At 58.1% G+C, this 19470-nt stretch carries 17 protein-coding genes; 6 read left to right on the top strand and 11 right to left on the bottom strand.

Features of this window, described 5'->3' with window-relative positions; all coding sequences use genetic code 11:
- Window position 1: 1 nt before the first annotated feature.
- Window positions 2-406 (top strand): nuclear transport factor 2 family protein, encoded by a 405-nt coding sequence (locus A6F49_RS10040; RefSeq protein ID WP_043056778.1) that lies wholly within the window; start codon window positions 2-4, stop codon window positions 404-406.
- A 24-nt stretch (window positions 407-430) separates the two neighbouring features.
- Here A6F49_RS10040 and A6F49_RS10035 read toward each other — a convergent pair whose 3' ends face one another.
- Window positions 431-1018, bottom strand: a complete 588-nt coding sequence (locus A6F49_RS10035) for a TetR/AcrR family transcriptional regulator (protein WP_043056777.1) — start codon at window positions 1016-1018, stop codon at window positions 431-433.
- A gap of 295 nt (window positions 1019-1313) precedes the next feature.
- On the opposite strand from A6F49_RS10035, the gene A6F49_RS10030 reads away from it, so the two are divergent.
- Complete coding sequence (locus A6F49_RS10030; RefSeq protein WP_043056776.1) at window positions 1314-1676, top strand: hypothetical protein; 363 nt, start codon at window positions 1314-1316, stop codon at window positions 1674-1676.
- A 29-nt stretch (window positions 1677-1705) separates the two neighbouring features.
- Here A6F49_RS10030 and A6F49_RS10025 read toward each other — a convergent pair whose 3' ends face one another.
- The 7 genes from A6F49_RS10025 to A6F49_RS09995 form a co-directional block, all read right to left on the bottom strand.
- Complete coding sequence (locus tag A6F49_RS10025; protein ID WP_161485802.1) at window positions 1706-2272, bottom strand: cupin domain-containing protein; 567 nt, start codon at window positions 2270-2272, stop codon at window positions 1706-1708.
- A 97-nt stretch (window positions 2273-2369) separates the two neighbouring features.
- Window positions 2370-4169, bottom strand: a complete 1800-nt coding sequence (locus A6F49_RS10020; protein WP_043056774.1) for an ABC-F family ATP-binding cassette domain-containing protein — start codon at window positions 4167-4169, stop codon at window positions 2370-2372.
- Between the two features lie 67 nt (window positions 4170-4236).
- Window positions 4237-5205, bottom strand: coding sequence for a GHMP family kinase ATP-binding protein (locus A6F49_RS10015; protein WP_043056773.1), 969 nt, complete (start codon window positions 5203-5205; stop codon window positions 4237-4239).
- On the bottom strand, window positions 5202-6107 hold the full coding sequence (gene rsmA / locus A6F49_RS10010; RefSeq protein WP_043056772.1) for a 16S rRNA (adenine(1518)-N(6)/adenine(1519)-N(6))-dimethyltransferase RsmA: 906 nt from the start codon (window positions 6105-6107) through the stop codon (window positions 5202-5204). The genes A6F49_RS10015 and rsmA overlap by 4 nt, the downstream gene beginning before the upstream one ends.
- Window positions 6108-6212: 105 nt before the next feature.
- On the bottom strand, window positions 6213-7160 hold the full coding sequence (locus A6F49_RS18705) for a resuscitation-promoting factor (protein WP_052504663.1): 948 nt from the start codon (window positions 7158-7160) through the stop codon (window positions 6213-6215).
- Window positions 7161-7324: 164 nt separating this feature from the next.
- Window positions 7325-8284, bottom strand: coding sequence for a TatD family hydrolase (locus A6F49_RS10000; RefSeq protein WP_082911721.1), 960 nt, complete (start codon window positions 8282-8284; stop codon window positions 7325-7327).
- Between the two features lie 75 nt (window positions 8285-8359).
- Window positions 8360-9841, bottom strand: coding sequence for an NAD-dependent succinate-semialdehyde dehydrogenase (locus A6F49_RS09995; RefSeq protein WP_043056771.1), 1482 nt, complete (start codon window positions 9839-9841; stop codon window positions 8360-8362).
- A 621-nt stretch (window positions 9842-10462) separates the two neighbouring features.
- On the opposite strand from A6F49_RS09995, the gene A6F49_RS09990 reads away from it, so the two are divergent.
- Window positions 10463-11698: a ferrochelatase gene (locus tag A6F49_RS09990; RefSeq protein WP_235604961.1), complete on the top strand. Its 1236-nt coding sequence runs from the start codon at window positions 10463-10465 to the stop codon at window positions 11696-11698.
- Between the two features lie 96 nt (window positions 11699-11794).
- Here A6F49_RS09990 and rsmI read toward each other — a convergent pair whose 3' ends face one another.
- Entirely contained in the window at window positions 11795-12658 is an 864-nt protein-coding gene (gene rsmI / locus A6F49_RS09985) for a 16S rRNA (cytidine(1402)-2'-O)-methyltransferase (RefSeq protein ID WP_043056769.1), read from the bottom strand.
- Between rsmI and A6F49_RS09980 the strand changes: the two genes are divergently transcribed.
- Window positions 12657-14327 carry a dolichyl-phosphate-mannose--protein mannosyltransferase gene (locus tag A6F49_RS09980; protein ID WP_235604960.1) on the top strand — a complete coding sequence of 557 codons (1671 nt, stop codon included), beginning with the start codon at window positions 12657-12659 and terminating at the stop codon, window positions 14325-14327. The genes rsmI and A6F49_RS09980 overlap by 2 nt on opposite strands.
- Before the next feature lie 123 nt (window positions 14328-14450).
- Window positions 14451-16265: an AMP-dependent synthetase/ligase gene (locus tag A6F49_RS09975; protein WP_043056768.1), complete on the top strand. Its 1815-nt coding sequence runs from the start codon at window positions 14451-14453 to the stop codon at window positions 16263-16265.
- On the opposite strand, the gene A6F49_RS18600 is transcribed toward A6F49_RS09975, so the two are convergent.
- Window positions 16262-17461 (bottom strand): TIGR01906 family membrane protein, encoded by a 1200-nt coding sequence (locus A6F49_RS18600; RefSeq protein WP_052504662.1) that lies wholly within the window; start codon window positions 17459-17461, stop codon window positions 16262-16264. The two genes, A6F49_RS09975 and A6F49_RS18600, sit on opposite strands and share 4 nt — an antisense overlap.
- Before the next feature lie 86 nt (window positions 17462-17547).
- Window positions 17548-18540, bottom strand: a complete 993-nt coding sequence (locus A6F49_RS09965; protein WP_043056767.1) for a stage II sporulation protein M — start codon at window positions 18538-18540, stop codon at window positions 17548-17550.
- A gap of 77 nt (window positions 18541-18617) precedes the next feature.
- Here A6F49_RS09965 and A6F49_RS09960 point away from each other — a divergent pair, with 77 nt between their 5' ends.
- Window positions 18618-19430 carry an RDD family protein gene (locus A6F49_RS09960; RefSeq protein WP_043056766.1) on the top strand — a complete coding sequence of 271 codons (813 nt, stop codon included), beginning with the start codon at window positions 18618-18620 and terminating at the stop codon, window positions 19428-19430.
- Window positions 19431-19470: the final 40 nt, after the last annotated feature.

Below are 19470 nucleotides of genomic sequence, written 5' to 3'. Positions count from 1 at the left end.
AATGGAAATCTCAACTCAACCGCCACCACCGTCTGGCCCAGCAGATTTTCAAAAACTCCTGGACGACTGGTCACAGGCAATCGTGGAAAATGATGCTGATAAAATTCGCCACTTCACCACATCTGATTGGCAGCTAGTAGATACCAATGGCATCATTCCACTTGATCGCTTTTTAGAGGTCGTCAAAAGCGGTGACCTGGAACATGATGAAATGACCCACGAGGTGACATCAGTTCAGCACATACATGACGTGGCCATTGTGGTGACGCATGGACGAAATCATGGTCGCTGGCAAGGCAAAGCCTTCTCGGCCGACGAATGGACAACCGAAATTTTTGTATGGCAGGACAATCGCTGGCTGTGCCACCATACGTCGCTGACCCCAAGACAATCGTCGGGTGACTAGTCCAGCATGCAGCATACGCTGGGGTCAGTGGGACTCTTGAAAACAACTGTCAAGTGCGCGAATAACGTGCGGCGCAAACTCGAGATCAGGATCGATTGTTAAACGGTGTAATAACAAGCCATCCATAGTGGCCATGAAGAACGTAGTGGCTTCAACGGGCTGCTTTGCGCCCAGTGCCGCCAAGATTGCGTTGGTCCACTGCTCAAATCCGGAACGGTTTTGCATCAAGGGGGCCAATAATTCTTCATCATGACCGGCCCCGACAAAGAGGATGTATCTAGCTATGGTGCGAAAGCGATACTGGCCGGCCTGCGCCTCGAGCATACCGATAAAAGCCTCGATCGCCTGATCACGTTGTACCACTGGTGCGGCGCTGGCAAAATCAGCCTGCTCCTGCTGCGCGAGATACTGCGTCACTCCCTCAAGCAACGCCCTGCGGGTCCGAAAATAATTTGAGCTAGACCCTCGAGGCAGTCCTGCGGCCTGATCGATTCGAGCGTGGGTCAGGGCACGCAGTCCTTGTTCACCAAGAATCCGTAGGGCAGCATCAAGAACCCGATCTCGAATCGGCTTCTTCGGCGCATCTGCTTGAGAACCGTTGGCCGAACTCATGAATCCTCACAAACTTCTACTACATTTATAGTGTCAGAATACTACATTCGTAGTAAAATTATAGGCACAAATTCACCCTATGTTTGCAGCCCGGAGGCGCGCTGGGAGCCACGAGAAGTTTTTTAATAAAGTCCTCTGACACACAAAACATGTGTCCCTAGCGGAAACGCCAGCGGGTGTAGCCAGAGCCTCGAAGCACGTTACTCAGTTCGAGACACCCGGGAGCAGATCACCTGATACATCCCGCCGAATAATAAGAACCACTCCACACCAGTGGAGAATCCTAGGAGAAGTCATGAATCTTGTGACGATGCCCATCGTGGCAATCCTCGTTGGCCTGTTCGTCCGTTCACGGCTGCTTGGGGCCGTGTTGTATCTGAGCATTCAAGCAATAGTTTTCACGTTTCAAACGCTAGCTGTATTGCTGGCGTGGCGGGCCGGCCAAGGCGTATTCGGTGATGCCACTGAGGCTGGCGTATTCGGTCCAGCACCCACCGGAATTCCGATCGTGTTTTCTGAGACTGAGCTCTGGCTCTATGGTCTCATCAACGTGGTTATCCTGTCCGTGGGCGTGGCACTGACGGTCGGCATTATCAGCCTGCGCGCCAGACGACGCACCCGCACCGAGTCAACGATCACGGCGCAGCCTGCAGTGTAGCTGTCACGTGGTTGCCGGTGGCCCTGTGGTCACCGGCGCCAGGGTCGCTGCAAAGTCGGAGGCCAGTACTGTGCGACTTGTCGACGCTTACCGGCAATGACCGCGACCCACCCAAGGACTGTCATAAGGAATACCCACAGCCACCGCGGCGGTCCCGCGATTTGGTAAGCACCCCGCTCACTGATGAGTGCTAAGGCCAGCAGATCGCGGGGACGTCCGCTGCGGGTCACGCCTTGATCTGCAGCCAGGCCGAAGGTCGCGCGGATGCCTCGTTCAGCAAAATCTGCCGGCGCAGCAGTAATAACCACCACGGTCTCTTCGTGACCGGTGTTGGCAGGGAAATGAAATTCCTTAGTCACCGTGAACTGCTGCCCCGGCCCCAATTGCCGTAGATGCCGATCCACGGTCAGATCCAGTGTGCCTGCCATGACTTCGAATTTTTCCCATCCGGGATGTCTGTGCTCAACGACGGCTCGGCCACCAACGGGAAAGGTCACTTCCACGCTGACCGAATTTGTTGCTGCATCACGATGAAGAAATCGCAGGCGCTCACCGGTGACGGGGTTATGAATTTCTTCCCACTCAGTAACACGCATTGGTCCTCGATTCAGGAGCAACATGTAGCAGTGACGGGCTCCTATGGTCACTGCAATGTCAGTCTACGCCTCGCAGAACCGCGCTGAGCTGCTTGAATCAGTCGAGCTGTTCGGAGAGTTCCAGCCAGCGCTCTTCTAGTTCTTCGACCTCGTCTTCGGCCTCACGTAGCTCGTCACCATAGCGTTGCAATCCCGTGTAATCACTTTGATCATGTTCAACAAGACTGTGTTGCAGCCCTTCGATAACACCGGAGAGTTTTCCCAACCGACGCTCAATGGAACCGACCTCTTTTTGAACAGCTTTACGCTCTGCACCCGTCAACTTCGAGGTCGATGATGTGCCGTTGGCCTGCTCAGTGTTCCTGACGTTAGCGTTACGCTCCGCTTGTCGTTCCTGGGCCTGGCGCAGCTGCAGGTACTCGTCTACTCCCCCGGGCACATGTCGCAGGGTGCCATGAAGAATCGCGTATTGCTGATCGGTCACCCGCTCCAATAAGTAGCGGTCGTGGGAAACCACGATGAGCGTGCCAGGCCAGGAATCTAACAGGTCCTCCATCGCCGTGAGCATGTCCGAATCGACGTCGTTGGTCGGCTCGTCTAGGACAATCACGTTCGGTTCACGAAGCAATAGCATCAGTAATTGCAGACGACGTTTCTGGCCACCGGAAAGGTCGTCCACCCGGGCAGACAGATGCTCCCTGCGGAATCCCAGCCGTTCCAGCAGCTGAGCCGGCGTGTGCTCTTTGCCATCAATGGTGAAACTTGCTTTCGTTTGAGCCAGAACCTCTCGAACCCGGTCAGACCCGATCTTTTCCAGCTGCGAGAACTGCTGGTCCAGCATCCCGACCTGCACAGTCTTGCCGTGCTTAACGCGCCCAGCTGTGGGTTCTAGATCCCCGGTCACTAAGCTCAACAAAGTGGATTTGCCGGCTCCGTTGGCCCCCAGAATTCCAGTTCGCTCCCCCGGAGCAATCCGCCAGGTGACATTGCGCAGAACCTCGCGTTCGCCAAAGCTGACGCCAGCATTTTCAATATCGACAACATCTTTGCCTAAGCGAGCCACGGCTAGGCGTTTCAGCTCAATCGAGTTTCGCACCGGTGGCACGTCTTCGATGAGTTGGTTGGCGGCATCAATTCTAAACTTGGGTTTGGCCGTTCGGGCTGGTGCCCCGCGACGCAACCAGGCGAGTTCTTTGCGCAGCAGGTTTTGCCGTTTCGCTTCAGCAGCCGCGGCCATCCGGTCACGCTCAACGCGCTGCAACACATAGGCCGCGTAACCACCCTCGAACTGGTCGACAATACCGTCGTGAACTTCCCACGTTTCGGTACATACTTCGTCCAAGAACCAACGGTCGTGCGTGATGACGAGCAGTCCGCCAGCATTTTTCTGCCAGCGCCGGTTCAGGTGCTCGGCCAGCCAGGCGATACCTTCCACGTCTAAATGGTTCGTGGGTTCGTCCAGTGCCAGAATGTCCCAGTCCCCGATCAGCAATCGGGCAAGGGCCACTCGACGACGCTGTCCCCCAGACAGGGATCCAACCTGCGCCGTCCAATCTAAATCGGCAACGAGTCCGGTGATGATGTCTCGGGTCTTGGGATCCCCGGCCCATTCATGTTCGGCCAGATCACCCACGATGGCTTGCCCCACGGTCAATGATGTATCAACGGCGTCGGACTGGTCCAACATGCCGATGGTGGTATCGCTGCGCACGGTCACTTGACCGGCGTCGGGTTCAAGTTTGCCCACAAGGAGTTTCATGAGCGTGGACTTACCATCACCGTTGCGGCCAACAATGCCAACGCGGTCGCCTGCGGAGACCCCAAGGGTCACGGAATCTAGGACTTGTTGGGTCGGGTATTCAAAGTGGAGGGCTTCTGCCCCTAAAAGATGCACCATATCGTTATCAATAATAGTTGACTCGCGCTAGTGCTTAGACGTGCTTCGTTCTGGGCACGAAGAATCGCTACAGCAGGTGGGCACCTGCGACCGGGCCGTATTCGGCAACCGCGGAGATCTCCATGTGTTCTTCGAAGCGTTCGGCAAGCTCTATGGCTTGTGCCATATCTTGGGCCATGAACACCAACGAGGCGCCAGCCCCGATGGTCTGAGCTGCCAGGGCACCTTCGTTCATACCGGCGGTCAACCAGTCGTTATGCTCCGGCAGGATGCTGACTAAGGCACTTTGAAAATCATTGTGCATCATCAGCGCTACTTGTTCGGCTTCGCCGTGAGTGACAGCGTGCAGCAGTTTCGAATCAAATTCCAGGTTGCTTCGATCATGAGCATCGGACTGGGCCTGTCGGATCATGGTGACTTTTTGGAACATCTCTTGGGGTTCGATATCCACGGCGGCTGGCACAATCACCATGGCAAGTTCCCGCTGTACCAGCAGTGGGGTCTGTAATTGCTCATCGGCACTGTGGTGCGTGATCAACGCTCCACCGGTGAGCGCTTCGGCCACGCCGGCACCGATCCGGTTGCCCAGCCGTATCAGGTCCTCGCGAGCCATGGAGGCATGCCACAATCGCGCAAGCGCGACTAACACGGCTGCGGTACTTGCAGCACGGCCGCCGAGGTGTGTTGCAAAGGGAATGTTCTTCTGGATGGTAATATCCAGTCCCGAGATTTCTCGGGGTCGCTGCAGGCGGGTACGTAGCTCGTCGATAGCGCGAAAGATCTGGGCCATATCCTGTTGGGGAATATCACCGTAGTCGATGAGATTTTCGAACCCGTCTTCAAAGCTGATAAAGATTTCTTTATCTTTGCGGGCCTCAACGACGGCGACGTCGTACCGTGAGATCGCCAGTTGCAGGTGTGCAACAGCCACTTCATCGAAAGAATTTGGAGTACCGACTGTTGTGGCGATCGCTACCATGGCTGGCGCTTGGGCGGAGACCACAAAGCGGGATTCGAAGGCAGCGTGCGCACTCATCGTGTATCCCTGAGCTGTTTTTGTTCGGCAATGCGAGAGAACTGTTCAATATCCAGCACCTCGCCGCGTGCCTTGGGGTCCACGTCTGCTGCCACCAAGAGTTCTTCGGCTGCGGTACCCGAACCAGCCCAGGTGCTCAGTGCAGCACGCAGTGTCTTGCGTCGTTGGGCAAAGGCCCTATCGATGACTTCAAAGACCTGGGCTCGAGTCGCCGCGGTGGCAGGTGGTTTTCGAGCGGTGAACTGCACCAGCCCCGAGGTGATGCGTGGCGCGGGCCAGAAGACTTTGGTGCCAACCGTGCCGGCATAGGTTGCCTGCGCGTACCAGGCCATTTTCACCGAAGGGACACCGTAGATTTTGCTGCCTGGTTGGGCGGTGAGTCGCTCGGCGACCTCTTGTTGAACCATGACAAGACCGTGTTGGATGCTGGGCAGCTCTGCCAAGAGATGCAGCATGACCGGTACGGCCACATTATAGGGAAGGTTCGCCACAATCGCGGTGGGAGGTCCGTCGGCTGCTTGGGGTGCGGCATCCACAATGTCGGCAGCACTGATGCGCATAGCATCGCCCTCGATCACAGTCAGCCTGTCCGCGGAGCCGGGCCGGTATTCTTCAACGGTGGTGGCAAGTCGTGCTGCAACCGGTGGATCAATTTCGACGGCGGTAACCGCCTGAGCCGCATCTATCAGCCCCAGGGTGAGCGACCCAAGCCCGGGGCCGACTTCTAAGACGTGCTCGGTGGACTTCACATGGGCGGCATCCACGATTCTGCGGATCGTATTTGGGTCGATCACATAGTTTTGACCCAGCGTTTTGGTGGGTCGAAGATCGAGGATATCGGCAAGTTTGCGGATATCAGCGCCGGACAATAATGGTTGATCTGTTGAAGTCACAGAGTCCATCTTAGTCTGCTCTGCCGGATACGGGCCGGGTTAATCACTTCGGGGCGGAACCCACCTGGTGGATTCCGCCCCGACGTTCTATGCGGTTATATGATGCTGTGCGGTTTAGCGCAGTCCCAGCGATGCTGAGCATGCGGGCCACTGGCCCCAGCCGGACTGTGCTTGCAGCTTGGAGGCAATTTCGATCTGCTGTTCACGAGTTGCTTTATCTGCGGTTGGAGCGTATTTCTGGCCGCCCATAGCGTTCCAAGTTGGACCTGAGAACTGAACACCACCGTAGTAGCCGTTGCCGGTGTTGATCGACCAGTTACCACCGGATTCACACTGGGCCAAGCGATCCCAAACAGAACCGCTTGGTACTGCTGGAGCTGAAGCGCCGGTATTACCACCTGAAGATTCGGAGGAATCCGAAGAAGCTTCTGGTTCTGGTTCCTTGGTTCCGCGCAAAACAACCTCGTTGGTTGGTTCCTTGGTGACTTCACGGCTGATCTCAGTCTTTTCGACTTCTTCACCGTTTTCGGTCACGATTTCGTAGGTAACATTCGCGGTACCGTTGACACCTTCGGTATCAGTTTTGGTTTTGCCTTTTTCGAGGCTGTCGTCGTTCTTCGTAGTGGTTTCGAATTCGACAGCTTCTTCCTCGGTAACCTCAGTCTTTTCGACAATGGTCACGGTAATGGCAGTGTCGTCGTTGATGTTCTGGTCAAGTTTTGGCGAAACCTTATCGTCTTCACCAAGTTCAACGCCGGCCTTGTTCAGAACATCCTGAACGGTACCGCCGGTGGTGAGGACTTCTTTGGTTTCATCAGCCACGGTGATCTCGACTACCTGTGGCAGCGCGATCTGATCGATGCGCAGCGGGGTGATCGAAGAGACACGCTCGATATTCAGTGGCTGGTCAGTTTGCTGTTCTACGTTCTCGGCGTTGGCAGTCGCGCCTTTATCGGCGTTGGCCTGGGTGATGACGAACGCCGCCAGGCCTCCTACTACCAGCACTAGAGCTGCAACCTGAGCAATGATCTTGGTCAGGGTGCCACGGAAAATGCTTGACATAGAGAAAATCCAAAAGTGTTGTAGTTCCGACGTCGTGGTGTTTTTACCCACGCGTCGATGACATCGTCCACGACTATAACGGAAAGATAACAAAGATTACAAATCGATAACGAAGCTTTGTTGATCATTTCATCCGACTACAACATGTGCATGATGCATTTCACCTAGTCAATTTGGAATTTTCCGTAGACGCGTTCCGTGTTTTGGAAAATAACATTGCCGAGATCTTCGACGGTTTGATTACGAGTTTCAGCCAATTGATACAGCGTGTATGGCACCAGGTATGGAGCGTTGGGTCGCCCCCGGTGCGGGTGGGGTGTCAGGAACGGCGAGTCGGTTTCCACCAGCAATAATTCGGGACGCATGACTTGTGCGGCCCGGCGAGCCGATTCGTTGTTTTTGAATGTCACAACACCAGAAAAAGAGGCGTACCAGCCATGCTCGTTCAGGATCGCGGCCATGTGTTCGTCACCAGAGTAGGAGTGAAACACAACGTGTTCGGGCAGCTGATCTACGGAGAGCAGTGTGTCGATGACGTCGTCGTGGGCTTCACGGTCGTGAATTTGTAATGCCAGTCCGAGTTCAACGGCCATTTCGATGTGTCGCTTGAAAGCATATTTTTGAATGTCCCAGTTAGCTTCGCCCTCGGTGCGGTAATAATCCAGGCCGGTCTCCCCGATGCACACGATAGCTGGGTGATCAGCTAATTCGCGGATGGTATCGATGGCTTGGTCCAGGACGCCGTCTTCGGCGAGTTTGACCGTGTCATTGGGGTGGATAGCCAGCGCGCCACGCAGCCGTGGCTCCTGTTCGATGGCTTCGATCGTGTACCGAGCGGATTCCAGATCGGTGGCAACTTGGATCGCTCCCACCACATTGACGGTTGCTGCCGCATCCATAACTTCGGTTGGAGTCGGCTGCACCAGACCATCACGAAAGTCGATGTGGGCGTGATTATCCACGACCGGGACCGGGGAAGCTGGAGGCGCTGGCGGATAGACCAGTTTGCGCTTCTTGCCGGTGTATTCATCGGTTGCTGCGCGTACCGGCCCATCGGCGTCATGCGTGATGGTTTCGTCCGGGAGATACTGCGGCGGTGTTTGGAGTCCTGCTGAAGTGGTCATGGGTTTAGCTTAACGGGGTCCGCCCCGCCGAGCAGAATCTCGACGGGGCGGACAATACCTAAATGGTAATACTTTTTAGGCTTGGGTGTGTGGGTTTGGCATACCGATGTACTGCACGGTGGTGTACTCGGCGATACCTTCGGCGCCACCTTCACGGCCCAGACCGGACTGCTTGACGCCACCAAATGGTGCCGACGCGTTGGAGATGACTCCGACGTTGTATCCGATCAGACCGAATTCGATCTGGTCAGCAACGCGGATCGCACGGTTGTGGTTTTCGGTGAACAGGTATGCGGCCAGACCGTATTGCTGGGCGTTTGCCAGGCGGATGGCATGGGCTTCGTCGCTAAATTTGACGACGGGAGCCACTGGGCCAAAGATTTCCTGGGTCAGGATTGGTGAATCTTCCAGAACCGACAGGATGGTTGGTTCGTAGAAGTACCCGTCGCCCTCGACCTTCTTACCACCGGTCACAACTTCTGCGCCGGCTTCGACAGCTTCGGTGACCAGACCGTGAACATCTTCGCGAGCTTTTTCGTCAATGATTGGGCCAATGTTGACGCCAGCTTCGGTACCGCGGCCGACTGTGCGGGCGCGCATGGCTTCGGCAAATTTCTCTTGGAAGGCATCGGCAATGTCTTCGTGAACCAGGATGCGGTTGGCTGCGGTGCAGGCTTCACCCATGTTGCGCAGTTTGGCATCCATAGCACCCTGAACGGCTTTGTCCAGGTCGGCGTCTTCGAACACGATCAGTGGTGCGTTGCCACCTAGCTCCATCGAGGTGCGCAGCACGTTCTGTGCGGCGGCTTCCATCAGGCGCACGCCCACCGGGGTCGAACCGGTAAACGAGAGTTTGCGCAAACGGGAGTCTTCCATCAGCGGACCGGAGATCGCCGATGCAGAAGAACCGGAGACGACGTTCAGCACACCTGCTGGCAGACCGGCGTCGATCATGGCCTGAGCAAAGTACTGGGAGGTCAGTGGGGTCAGCTGAGCTGGTTTCAGCACCATGGTGGAACCAGATGCAACAGCTGGTCCGACTTTACGAGTCGCCATGGCCAACGGGAAGTTCCACGGGGTGACCAGCAGGGATGGTCCGACTGGTTTGTGACGGACAATCGCGGTCAGGTTGTTTTCTGGGGTGTTGAAGTACCGGCCGTAGTGGCGCACGGTTTCTTCGGAGAACCAGCGCAGGAATTCGGCACCGTAGGTGACTTCACCGCGGGCTTCAGCCAGTGGTTTACCCATTTCCAGGGTCATCAGGAGCGCAAAGTCATCGGCGCGTTCCATGACAATGTCGAAGGCACGGCGCAAGATTTCGGCGCGTTCGCGAGGTGCAGTCAGGGCCCATTCGGCCTGGGCTTCATCAGCTGCGGTCAGTGCTTTGAGTGCGTCTTCGGAGTTACCATCCTGAATCCGCAGCAGTTCTTTACCGGTTGCTGGGTCATAGACCGGCAGGGTTTTGCCCGAAGAGGCTTCTACCCATTCGCCGTTGATGAGCAGGCCGGTGGGAACGCGCTGTAGCAGTTCTTGTTCTTGTTGTGCGGTGACAGTCACGGATTACCTTCTTTCGATCTGTCGGACGGGCGCTGACCGCAAAAGCGTCGTCAGGCACCGAGAAGTTCAACTCGCCAATTAATCTAACACGCAGATATCACTGGGACCGCTAACGCCATCACACGACGTAAGTTAGCGACTCCAGGCAGCATACAATACCCCTGTGGGTATGTGCAGGGGTCATGGAGTCCATTCGGGAAAGGTATAGCCGGTGCAGCTGAGAGCCTTAGCGCAGTAGGGACATGCGCCGAAGAAAGAAGATGGTGGCCACCGCGATCACCACACCGCTTCGATCCGCACCAGCAACAACCGTGGTGCCCAAATTTCAGGTATGCCCCATGTACTCACCTCAACCTGCCTCACTCAGCAGGGCTATCCCGAATTCTCTCCTCCGCGCCCATCTGACGTCGCCGAGGGTGAGTTTGTTCACTGTTCATCGAACAGCCGAAGGATCCCGGTGACCCAAATGGCATTGCGGCAGGCCCGATGGCTAAACTGAAAAGACAAATCGGACCGACAGGTCCATGAGATTGTCACTTGCAAACACCTTGAAGACTTCATAAAAACCCTGGCTGGCGATCTGCCGAGATCGTTTTGATGCCCAACTCTCAGGAGGCCTGCGTGACCGAATGGTCTAAACCTCAACCCTCACCCCGCGTCGTTGTGCAAGCTGGTGCATGTGTACCAGCTGCCACACCAGAAGCCGCGTCCGGCGATAAATGGGTTGAAGTTCCTACCGAATTCGATGCCATCATGCTGTCGTCATATGGTGGCCCCAATGGTCAAGACGACGTCATCCCGTTTTTGCGCAATGTCACCATGGGCCGCAATATTCCGGATGAACGACTCGAAGAAGTCGCCGTGCACTACCGCGAAGCCGGCGGCGTCAGCCCGATTAACGAACAGAACCTGGCGCTGAAGGCTGCGATCGAAGAAGAACTTAAGGCCCGCAACATCGATTTGCCGGTGTATTTTGGCAACCGCAACTGGGACCCGTACTTCACCGAAGCCGTTTCCAAGGCCCACGAAGAAAACAAGGTCGAAGGTCGCCCAACCAAAATCTTCGCGCTGGTGACCTCCGCATACTCGGCCTACTCCTCGTGCCGCCAATACCGCGAAGACTTCGCGGATGCTCTGGATGCCCTGGATCTGTGGGACGACGTCCAAATCGACTCCTCGCGCACCTTCTTTGACCACCCTGGCTTTGTGAACCCATTTATCGAAGGCACTCTGAAGGCCGTTGCCGAACTGGTCGACGAACACCCAGATCTGGATCTTGCCAATGACGTCGAAGTGCTATTCTCCGCACACTCGATTCCGATCAAAGACAATGCGCAGTCGGGTGAGCCCGATGAGCACGACTACCCAGAGCTCGGCGCCTATAAGGCCCAGCACCTGGCCGTTGGTGGCCTGGTCATGGACGCGGTCAAAGAAAAATACAGCATCGATGTTCCCTGGGAACTGGTCTATCAGTCTGAATCCGGTCCAGCCCACATTCCATGGCTAGAACCAGACATCAATGACTACTTAGAAGGTCTCAAGGGCAAACGCAAAGCAGTCATCGTCGTGCCAGCCACCTTCCTATCCGACCACATGGAAGTCTGGTGGGACCTGGATATTGAAGCCAAGGAAACCGCTGACGAACAGGGTCTGGCCTATAAGCGCGTCGCGACCCCGGGTACCCACCCAGAGTTTGTCGCCGCAATGGTGGATCTGGTTGAAGAGCGCCTCAACGGTACTCCAGCCGCTGAGCGCAAGGCGCTGACCAAATACGGTCCGGGCTATGACGTCTGCCGTGCCGGCTGCTGCCAGGGCTCCGGCCCGCTGCGCGCCGCAACCGGTGGTCTGCTGCCATAACCTGAAGAATTATTGGGCCGGTGGTGCTCGTGAGAAAATCTTCCTGATTTTTCTCACGAGGACCACCGGTCTTGTTTTCCCTATAGCTGTTGCGACCTAACGGTCTGCCAGCACGGCGTTATACAGTTCGCGCGCCGAGTGCCCGGTATCCTGACCAACCTGTCGAGTCGCAGCTTTCAATCGTTCGCCGCCCTCTACCAGCGCACGCACCTGGGCCAGTGCCTCGTCAAAAGTTGCCTGAGCTGCAGCAGGTGCCGGCCCGACGACAATGACAATCTCACCTTTCAACGTCTTGGACTCGGCCCAGTCAATCAGCTCGGTGAGCGTGCCGCGCGCAATCTCTTCGTGCAGCTTGGTCAACTCGCGCGCCACTGCAGCCTGCCGCTGAAGGCCAAATGCCTGGGCCATCGCCTTCAGTGTTTCGGCGGTGCGATGCGGGGATTCATAAAAGATCAGGGTGCGGGTCTCGGCTGCGAGCGCAGCCAGCGCCTTAGCCTTCTCCCCTGCCTTGCGCGGGATAAACCCTTCAAACGCAAACCGATCAGTCGGCAGCCCGGACAATACCAGTGCGGTCATGGCAGCCGATGCGCCGGGGGCTACGGTCACGTCCACGCTCGCGGCAATGGCTTCCTGGGTCAAACGATACCCCGGATCAGAAATCGCCGGCATCCCAGCCTCGGGCACAAACACCACATTCTTTCCCTGACGCACCGCCTCGATCAGTCCCTTGGACGACTCTGCCTCATTATGTTCATGATGCGACACGACCGTGCCAGAAAACTGCACCCCGGCAGCATGCAACAACTTGTGCAGCGACCGGGTATCTTCGGCGGCAATAATATCGGCCTGGTGCAACACAGCTTTGACCCGGTCGGTTAGATCCCCCAAATTCCCGATCGGCGTTGCCGCCAAGGTCAAGGCGGCGGTGGTGGTTTCGGTGTGTCTACGGGGTGCGTCCATGATCCCATTATCACGCCACATCACCGGTAGCATGGCCTGTGTGTCAACAACGCAACAACGCACCCCCAATGACTGGCTACAAACGGCTTCCGAGGCCTTCTCGCTGGCAGGTCTCAAGGCTCGGCTGTTGTACCCGACGTTCCATCTTGGCCGCACCGGCTGGATCATCGCCGCCATCCTCACCGTCGCCGCAGGCCTGTTGCGTTTCTGGAACCTCAGCCACCCCAACGAGCTGATCTTCGACGAAACCTACTACGTCAAAGACGCGTACTCGCTGTGGCATTTTGGCTATGAGCGCTCCTGGGATGACGACGTCGACGACGCCTTTATTGCCGGTCAAGCCCAACCCAGCCACGACGCCGCCTACGTGGTGCACCCCCCTGCTGGTAAATGGCTCATCGGCGTCGGGATGGCACTGTTTGGTTACGACAGCGCCTTTGGCTGGCGCTTCACCGCAGCCCTTGCCGGAACCCTATCGGTGTTGTTGACCTTCATGTTGGCCGCTAAACTTTTCCGCTCCCTCTTTCTTGCATCCGTCGCGGGCCTGCTACTGACCATTGAGGGCCACCACATTGTGATGTCCCGTACCGCCCTATTAGACATTTTCTTGATGCTGTTTGTACTGGCAGCATTCTGTGCCCTGGTCGCCGATAGAACATGGGGACGACGACGCCTAGTCACCGAACTGGCCGCCCGCTATCGACGCTTCACCGCCGCCGATGCCACCGATCATGACCGCACCCAGTGGCATAAGGCCGCTACCTATGGCCCCTGGCTGGGAGTGCGACCCTGGCGTATCGCCGCCGGTGTGCTGCTAGGCATTGCGGTTTCCATTAAACTTTCCGGGCTGGCTTTCGTCGCGGCCTTTGGTCTGCTCACCGTCTGGTGGGATGCCACCGCACGCCGCAGCGCCGGTGTGCGCCGCTGGCTGCCCGGCGCCGTCGTGTTGGATGGCCTGTGGGCGTTCGTCTGTATGGTCGGCGTCGGCGCGGTCACCTACGTGGCAACCTGGGCGGGCTGGCTGAGTTCATCCGGCGGCTACTACCGCAACTGGGCTGCCGGCCAGTCCATTCCACTGCCCGACTGGTTGGCCTCACTGATTCACTATCATGTCCAATCCACAACCTTCCACACCGGACTAGACAGTTCCCACAACTACGCCTCATCCGCCTGGATCTGGCCCTTTGCTGGACGCCCCGTCTCCTTTTACTACCGCACCGAGAACGTCCAATGCGCCGCCGACGAGTGCTCAGCCGCGATCCTGGATCTCCCCAATCCCCTGATCTGGTGGACCGGACTGGTAGCCATCGTCATCATCGTTGTGCGCTGGCTACTCATCCGCGACTGGCGCGCCGGTGCCATCCTGGCCGTCTATGCGGCAGGACAACTCATCTGGGTGTTATGGCCAGCCCGAACCATGTTCTTCTTCTACACCGTGGCCTATGTGCCGTTTCTCATCCTGGCGATCACGTACGTGGCCGGGTTGTGGCTGGCACGCACCACACCGTTAGGTACCGGTTTTGCCTCACGGCGCGTCGCCGTCGTCGGCATCAGTCTCTTCGTTCTGGCCGCCCTGGCCCTGAGCGCATACTTCATGCCAATCTGGACGGGCGAACCGCTGCCCGTCCACCAATGGCGGGCGCGCATGTGGTTCCAATCCTGGATCTAATCCTGACCGCCGGTTGAGCGCTGTTGTGACACCGGCGGCGACGTGGTCACTCACGTCATGACAGTACCGTGACCATGGCGGTAGACTTGGTCGCGGCAATTTCACCACCAGAAAGCAGGCCCCGTGCACGTTTCAGCCCCCTACATCACACGGCTCGATTCACAATCTAACCTGACCGACCTGGTCATTGAGCAGCTCGGGGCGCAGCCGGCCAGAGTGGTGTATGCGGTGCAAACCACCAACGACGTCGAACACCTGGCCTGGCGCGAGGTCACCGCATTCGATTTCCTAGACCAGGTGCACAAGGTCGCCAAGGGCCTGATCGCCTCGGGCATCAAACCCGGCGATATGGTGGCCGTCATGTCCGCCACCAGTTACCCCTGGGCGGTCATTGATCAGGCGTTGTGGTTTGCCGGGGCCATCTCGGTGCCCATCTACGAGACCTCCTCGCCATCACAAATCGCCCACATTCTCACCGACTCCGGGGCCGGGCAGGTTTTTGTTGCAGGGTCCACACCTGGGCGGGCGGTGGCCCGTGCCCTCCAGACCACTGAAGGCTTGGAGACCGTCCAGCAGTGTGAGCTCTCCGAAGACGGCTTAGACAAATTGGCTACGGCCGGCGTTGAGATTTCCGACGACGACCTAGAAGCCGCCCGCACGGTGGCGACCATGGATTCCACGGCAACCGTGGTCTACACGTCCGGCACCACCGGGCCACCCAAGGGTGCCAAAATTTCGCATCGCAACCTGGCCGAGGGTGCGGTCAATATTGTGCCCTGGGCCCAAGACATCGTGTTGAACCACCCGACCCCGCGGCTGTTGATGTTCCTGCCCCTGGCCCACATTCTGGCCCGCGCCGTCCAATACTTCGCACTCGTGTCGGGCATTCAGATCGCCCACACCTCAGACACCGCTAATGTCACCACGATCATGCAAGCGTATAAGCCCACCTGGTTACTCGTGGTTCCCCGGGTACTCGAAAAAGCCTATACCGCCGTTCTGGCCCGGGCCGAGGATGCCACGGGCTTGCGCAAGAGCCTGCTGACCGATGCGATCGATGTGGCCGAGCAGTGGTCGCGCGCCCGCCAAGCCGGTCAAATGCCCGTGGGGCTGCGCATCAAACACGCCCTGTACGACCGCGTGGTCTACGCCAAGATCCGCGCCGTATTTGGTGGCCAAGCCAAGGGTGCGGTGTCCGGGGCCAGCCCACTGAATGAAAAACTCGCCCACCTATTCACCGGAATGGGTCTCGAGATTTTTGAGGGTTACGGCCTGACCGAATCCACCGCACCGGCATCGGTCAACGTGCCAGGACACGTACGGCTTGGCTCGGTTGGCAAATTGGTGCCCGGTATGGAGGCCAAGCTGGCGCCGTCGGGTGAACTGCTGCTGCGCGGAGTGGTCGTCTCCCCCGGGTATCTGTCTGAGGCGGCCAATGCCGACTCGTACGACGACGAAGGCTGGTTTGCCACCGGCGACCTGGCCGAAATCGATGACGACGGGTTCATTTTTATTACCGGGCGTTCTAAGGACCTGCTGGTCACCGCGGGCGGCAAGAACGTTTCCCCGGGACCGCTAGAAGAGGTCATTACCACGTGTCCGATTGTGGGCCACGCCGTCGTCGTGGGGGAAAATAAACCGTTTGTGGGTGTACTGATTTCGCTGGATTCCGAACAGCTGGCCCAGTGGGCGGCCCGGCGCGGCAAGGTCGGGCTGACGTTGGAGCACGCGCGCAACGATGAGGATGTGCACGCCGAGATTCAAAGCTACATCGACCTGGCGAATCAGAGCGTGTCGCAGGCCGAATCCGTGCGCAAGATGGTCATTTTGCCCACCGAACTCTCACAAGAAACCGGGCACGTGACCCCGTCTGAGAAGCTGCGTCGTGCCTCGGTGATCAAGGACTTTGACGGCGCGATGACCGAACTCTACGGCTAGCGCACTTCCGGCTGGGTTGCTGTCGGCGCCCGGCCGGTGACCTGGGATTCCAGGAATCGCTGGGCGCGTTCGCGGTTGTGGCGGCGACGCGCGGTCGGGGCGGTGCACACCAGGATGACGATCATGGTGACCAGAGTTAGCCCGGCGACCCCGGCTGCGGCATCCACCCAGAATTGGCCCGGGTAGAGGCGAATCAGCGAGTCTGAGGTGGCAAAGGTCCAGGTCCCATCGGCAAAGAAGATTTGATGGAACCCGGCGAAAAATGCTTGCCAGCCGAAGGCCGCGACCACGGCCAGTACGATCATGACCGCCGTGAACCACACGGCCCCGGCAAATAGCGACCGGGCGATGCCACCCTTGCGCATGCGGTAGAGCATGATCATGGCGACGACGCACACCACCGCGGCGACGAGCCCGGCGATCATGGTGACTAGCATGACCTGTTTGACATCGGCCATGTGGCCGACCTCGGCCTGAGTGAACACCGGGTTGCCATTGGCAAAACTCAGATCGCCCAGATAGGCCGGCGGTGCGAAGTTGAAGAGGTAGTCCAGGCCGTAGGAGCCCAGTGTCAGGCGTTGATCGGTTTCCAAGCCGAACTGATCGGCGGGGAATCCGGGGCGATGGTATTCAAACCACAAAAACAACGGTGAGGCCACCAACCGGATCATCGCAATCAGGATGACCACCGGGGCCAGAATGGCCAGCACCACCTGCATGACCCGGGCCAGGGTTGGTGAGCCCACGGCCGCGCGATCACGAGCTTTCGCCCGAGCGGCCGCGGCATCTTCGAATGAGTCTTCTAAGGGTTCCGTGGGCATGGCACCACCACGGGTTGCCGCATGCGATCCAGCCGCCGCTGCGATCGGTGGCGGTGGTGGCATAATACGCGTTGCCGGTTCTTGTGCCTCGTGGGCCGGGTCGGCTTGCTGCTCGGCTGCAGGCTCGGCTGCGGGCTCGACTGCAGGTTCGGCGTCGGGTTTCTTGCGCGGTCCAATTCCCACTGCCGCGGCAGTTTGCAGCGCATCGCCATCAGGATCAACCCGGCGACGTTTTCTACGCGTGGAGGCAATGGGCTCGGCCGGGCGAATCTGTTCCTCGGGGGTTGGGTGCGCCAAACTGGGCGCTTCTGGGTCGCGAACCTCATGACCGCCGTCGTCGGAGAATTCCCGGTGGTCTTTGGATTGCTTCGACATTGCCCACACCTTTCCATCACGCTTTATCGTTAGCCTACGATGTTGGCCACGGCGAAGGGAGTTTCTGGCGGCGCGTTGCGCAGACTTTAGGCCGTGACCAGCTGGCGTCCGCCGTCGTAATCTTCTAGATCAGCATCCGCATTGGCGGCGGCCGCTCGCGAACCCAGAATCCAGGTATAGGCCCAGTAGCCGGCCAGTACGAGTGCGCCGATGGTTATTTTGGCCCAGGTGGGCAGGTTGGACGGCGTCACCACGCCTTCAACCAGCCCCGAGATCAGTAACACGCCAACCAGCCCGACCCCCACGAGAATCAGCTGGCGGCCCCAGTAGGCCAGCGACTGCAGGCGCGTGGCTCGCCCCGGAGCAACCCAGGCCCAAAACACGCGCAGCCCCGCAGCGCCGGCAATGAAAATAGCGGTCAGTTCCATGAGGCCGTGGGGTGTGATGAACGCGAAGAAAGTGCCCAGTTCGTCGTATTTGTGCATCAAGGCCGCCGAAATGCCTAACCCCTGGGCGTTAACCCACAGGACGTAGGGCACAAAGAATCCGGTAATCCCGAAGGCCACTTCCTGCAGGGCAATCCAGGCGTTATTGACCCACACCAACGTGGTGAATGACGACGCCGGATTCTCCGAGTAGTAATCCACAAAGTCTTCTTCAACGTAGGCAATTTGGGATTCCGCGGGCATCATGGCATCAAACATTTCCGGATTATTGCCGTACCAGAAACCATAGGCCAGGGCCAGTGCGATAAAGGCCGCCCCCAGGACGATGGTCAACCAGCGAATTTGGTACAGCGCATACGGGAGTTTGACGGCGAAGAAGTTCTTGATTCCTGCAACGGGTGATCCGGTTGCCGAAGTAAGCTTGGCGCGGGCTCGAGCGATCAGCAGCGACAGCCGGTTCGCATAGACGCCGTCGGGATCTTGCGCCTGGACGATGGATAAGTGCGTGGATACTCGCTCATAGAGTTCCACCAGTTCGTCAATCTCTTGGGCGTTGAGTCGCCCGACCTTGGCCAGCTGATGGAGTCGCTGCCAGTCATCACGGTGCGTTGCTGCATAGGCTTCAAGATCCACGAGCCCCACACTACTAGGCTTGGGTGTGGGACACCTACCCAAACCCACATGAAGACTAAACTCAGAACCGAAACGCTATGAAAGTTGGGCCGTACGTGCATAAATACACCATTACCGGCGAAGCCGTTGTGCTCAACCTGCGCGCCGCAAACTTTATGCCGCGCTTGGGTGCCGCATTCATTGATGCGATCATCTACACCGTGGCCTGGATTTTCATGCTCATCGGGTTAGGGCGGTACACCTCGATCTACGCCATGGATATCGCCGCAAGCCAGGCCGTGATGATTCTGGCGGCCATTACGCTGATGTTTCTCATCCCGCTGTTGGTGGAGGGCCTGTCGAGGGGACGTTCGATCGGCAAGTTGATCTTTGGCTTGCGGGTTGTGCGTGACGACGGCGGGACCATCCGGTGGCGCCACGCCTTTATTCGGTGTCTCACCGGGGTCTTTGAACTGTGGATGACGGGCGGTTCCGTGGCGATCATCGCGTCGCTATTTAATCGTCAGTCCAAACGCCTCGGAGACATGATGGCCGGCACCTTTGTCATTATGGCCCGTGTACCTCGACCAGCTACAGAACTGCCTGGCCTGCCGGCTGCGATGCAGCAATGGGCACAGGTCGCCGATGTTGGCCGCATCCCGACCGGATTGGCAGGCCAAGCCAATGCGTTGATCCGTAATGTCTCCACCATGAACCCGGCTGCCCTTGCCTCGATGGCAGCGACACTGACCGAGCAGATGCGGCACTATGTCACGCCTGGTCCCCCAGCTGGTGTCGACCCGTTGATCTTTCTCATCGGGGTCATGGCAGAACGGCGCAATCGCGATCATGCAGTCTTGCAGCAGCGTCGTGAACGCCGCGAGCGCGATCAACAATACTTACGTAACTAACACCGCACGCTCCTGCACGCAGTCCCCGGGCCACCATGAT

The organism is Enteractinococcus helveticum, assembly GCF_001657475.1.
In the GTDB taxonomy this organism is placed as follows: Bacteria; Actinomycetota; Actinomycetes; order Actinomycetales; family Micrococcaceae; genus Yaniella; species Yaniella helvetica.
Note: the sequence above shows the minus strand (reverse complement) of the source record. Positions and strands in the feature narration are given on the sequence as shown.

Bases quoted from the DNA above. Each gene is read 5' to 3' on its own strand.
- A6F49_RS10035 (WP_043056777.1), bottom strand. From the start codon at position 1,018: ATGAGTTCGGCCAACGGTTCTCAAGCAGATGCGCCGAAGAAGCCGATT.
- rsmA (WP_043056772.1), bottom strand. From the start codon at position 6,107: ATGGACTCTGTGACTTCAACAGATCAACCATTATTGTCCGGCGCTGAT.
- A6F49_RS09960 (WP_043056766.1), top strand. From the start codon at position 18,618: ATGAAAGTTGGGCCGTACGTGCATAAATACACCATTACCGGCGAAGCC.
- A6F49_RS10030 (WP_043056776.1), top strand. From the start codon at position 1,314: ATGAATCTTGTGACGATGCCCATCGTGGCAATCCTCGTTGGCCTGTTC.
- rsmI (WP_043056769.1), bottom strand. From the start codon at position 12,658: ATGGACGCACCCCGTAGACACACCGAAACCACCACCGCCGCCTTGACC.
- A6F49_RS10000 (WP_082911721.1), bottom strand. From the start codon at position 8,284: ATGACCACTTCAGCAGGACTCCAAACACCGCCGCAGTATCTCCCGGAC.
- A6F49_RS10015 (WP_043056773.1), bottom strand. From the start codon at position 5,205: ATGAGTGCGCACGCTGCCTTCGAATCCCGCTTTGTGGTCTCCGCCCAA.
- A6F49_RS18600 (WP_052504662.1), bottom strand. From the start codon at position 17,461: ATGTCGAAGCAATCCAAAGACCACCGGGAATTCTCCGACGACGGCGGT.
- A6F49_RS09980 (WP_235604960.1), top strand. From the start codon at position 12,657: ATGATCCCATTATCACGCCACATCACCGGTAGCATGGCCTGTGTGTCA.
- A6F49_RS18705 (WP_052504663.1), bottom strand. From the start codon at position 7,160: ATGTCAAGCATTTTCCGTGGCACCCTGACCAAGATCATTGCTCAGGTT.
- A6F49_RS10025 (WP_161485802.1), bottom strand. From the start codon at position 2,272: ATGCGTGTTACTGAGTGGGAAGAAATTCATAACCCCGTCACCGGTGAG.
- A6F49_RS10040 (WP_043056778.1), top strand. From the start codon at position 2: ATGGAAATCTCAACTCAACCGCCACCACCGTCTGGCCCAGCAGATTTT.
- A6F49_RS10020 (WP_043056774.1), bottom strand. From the start codon at position 4,169: ATGGTGCATCTTTTAGGGGCAGAAGCCCTCCACTTTGAATACCCGACC.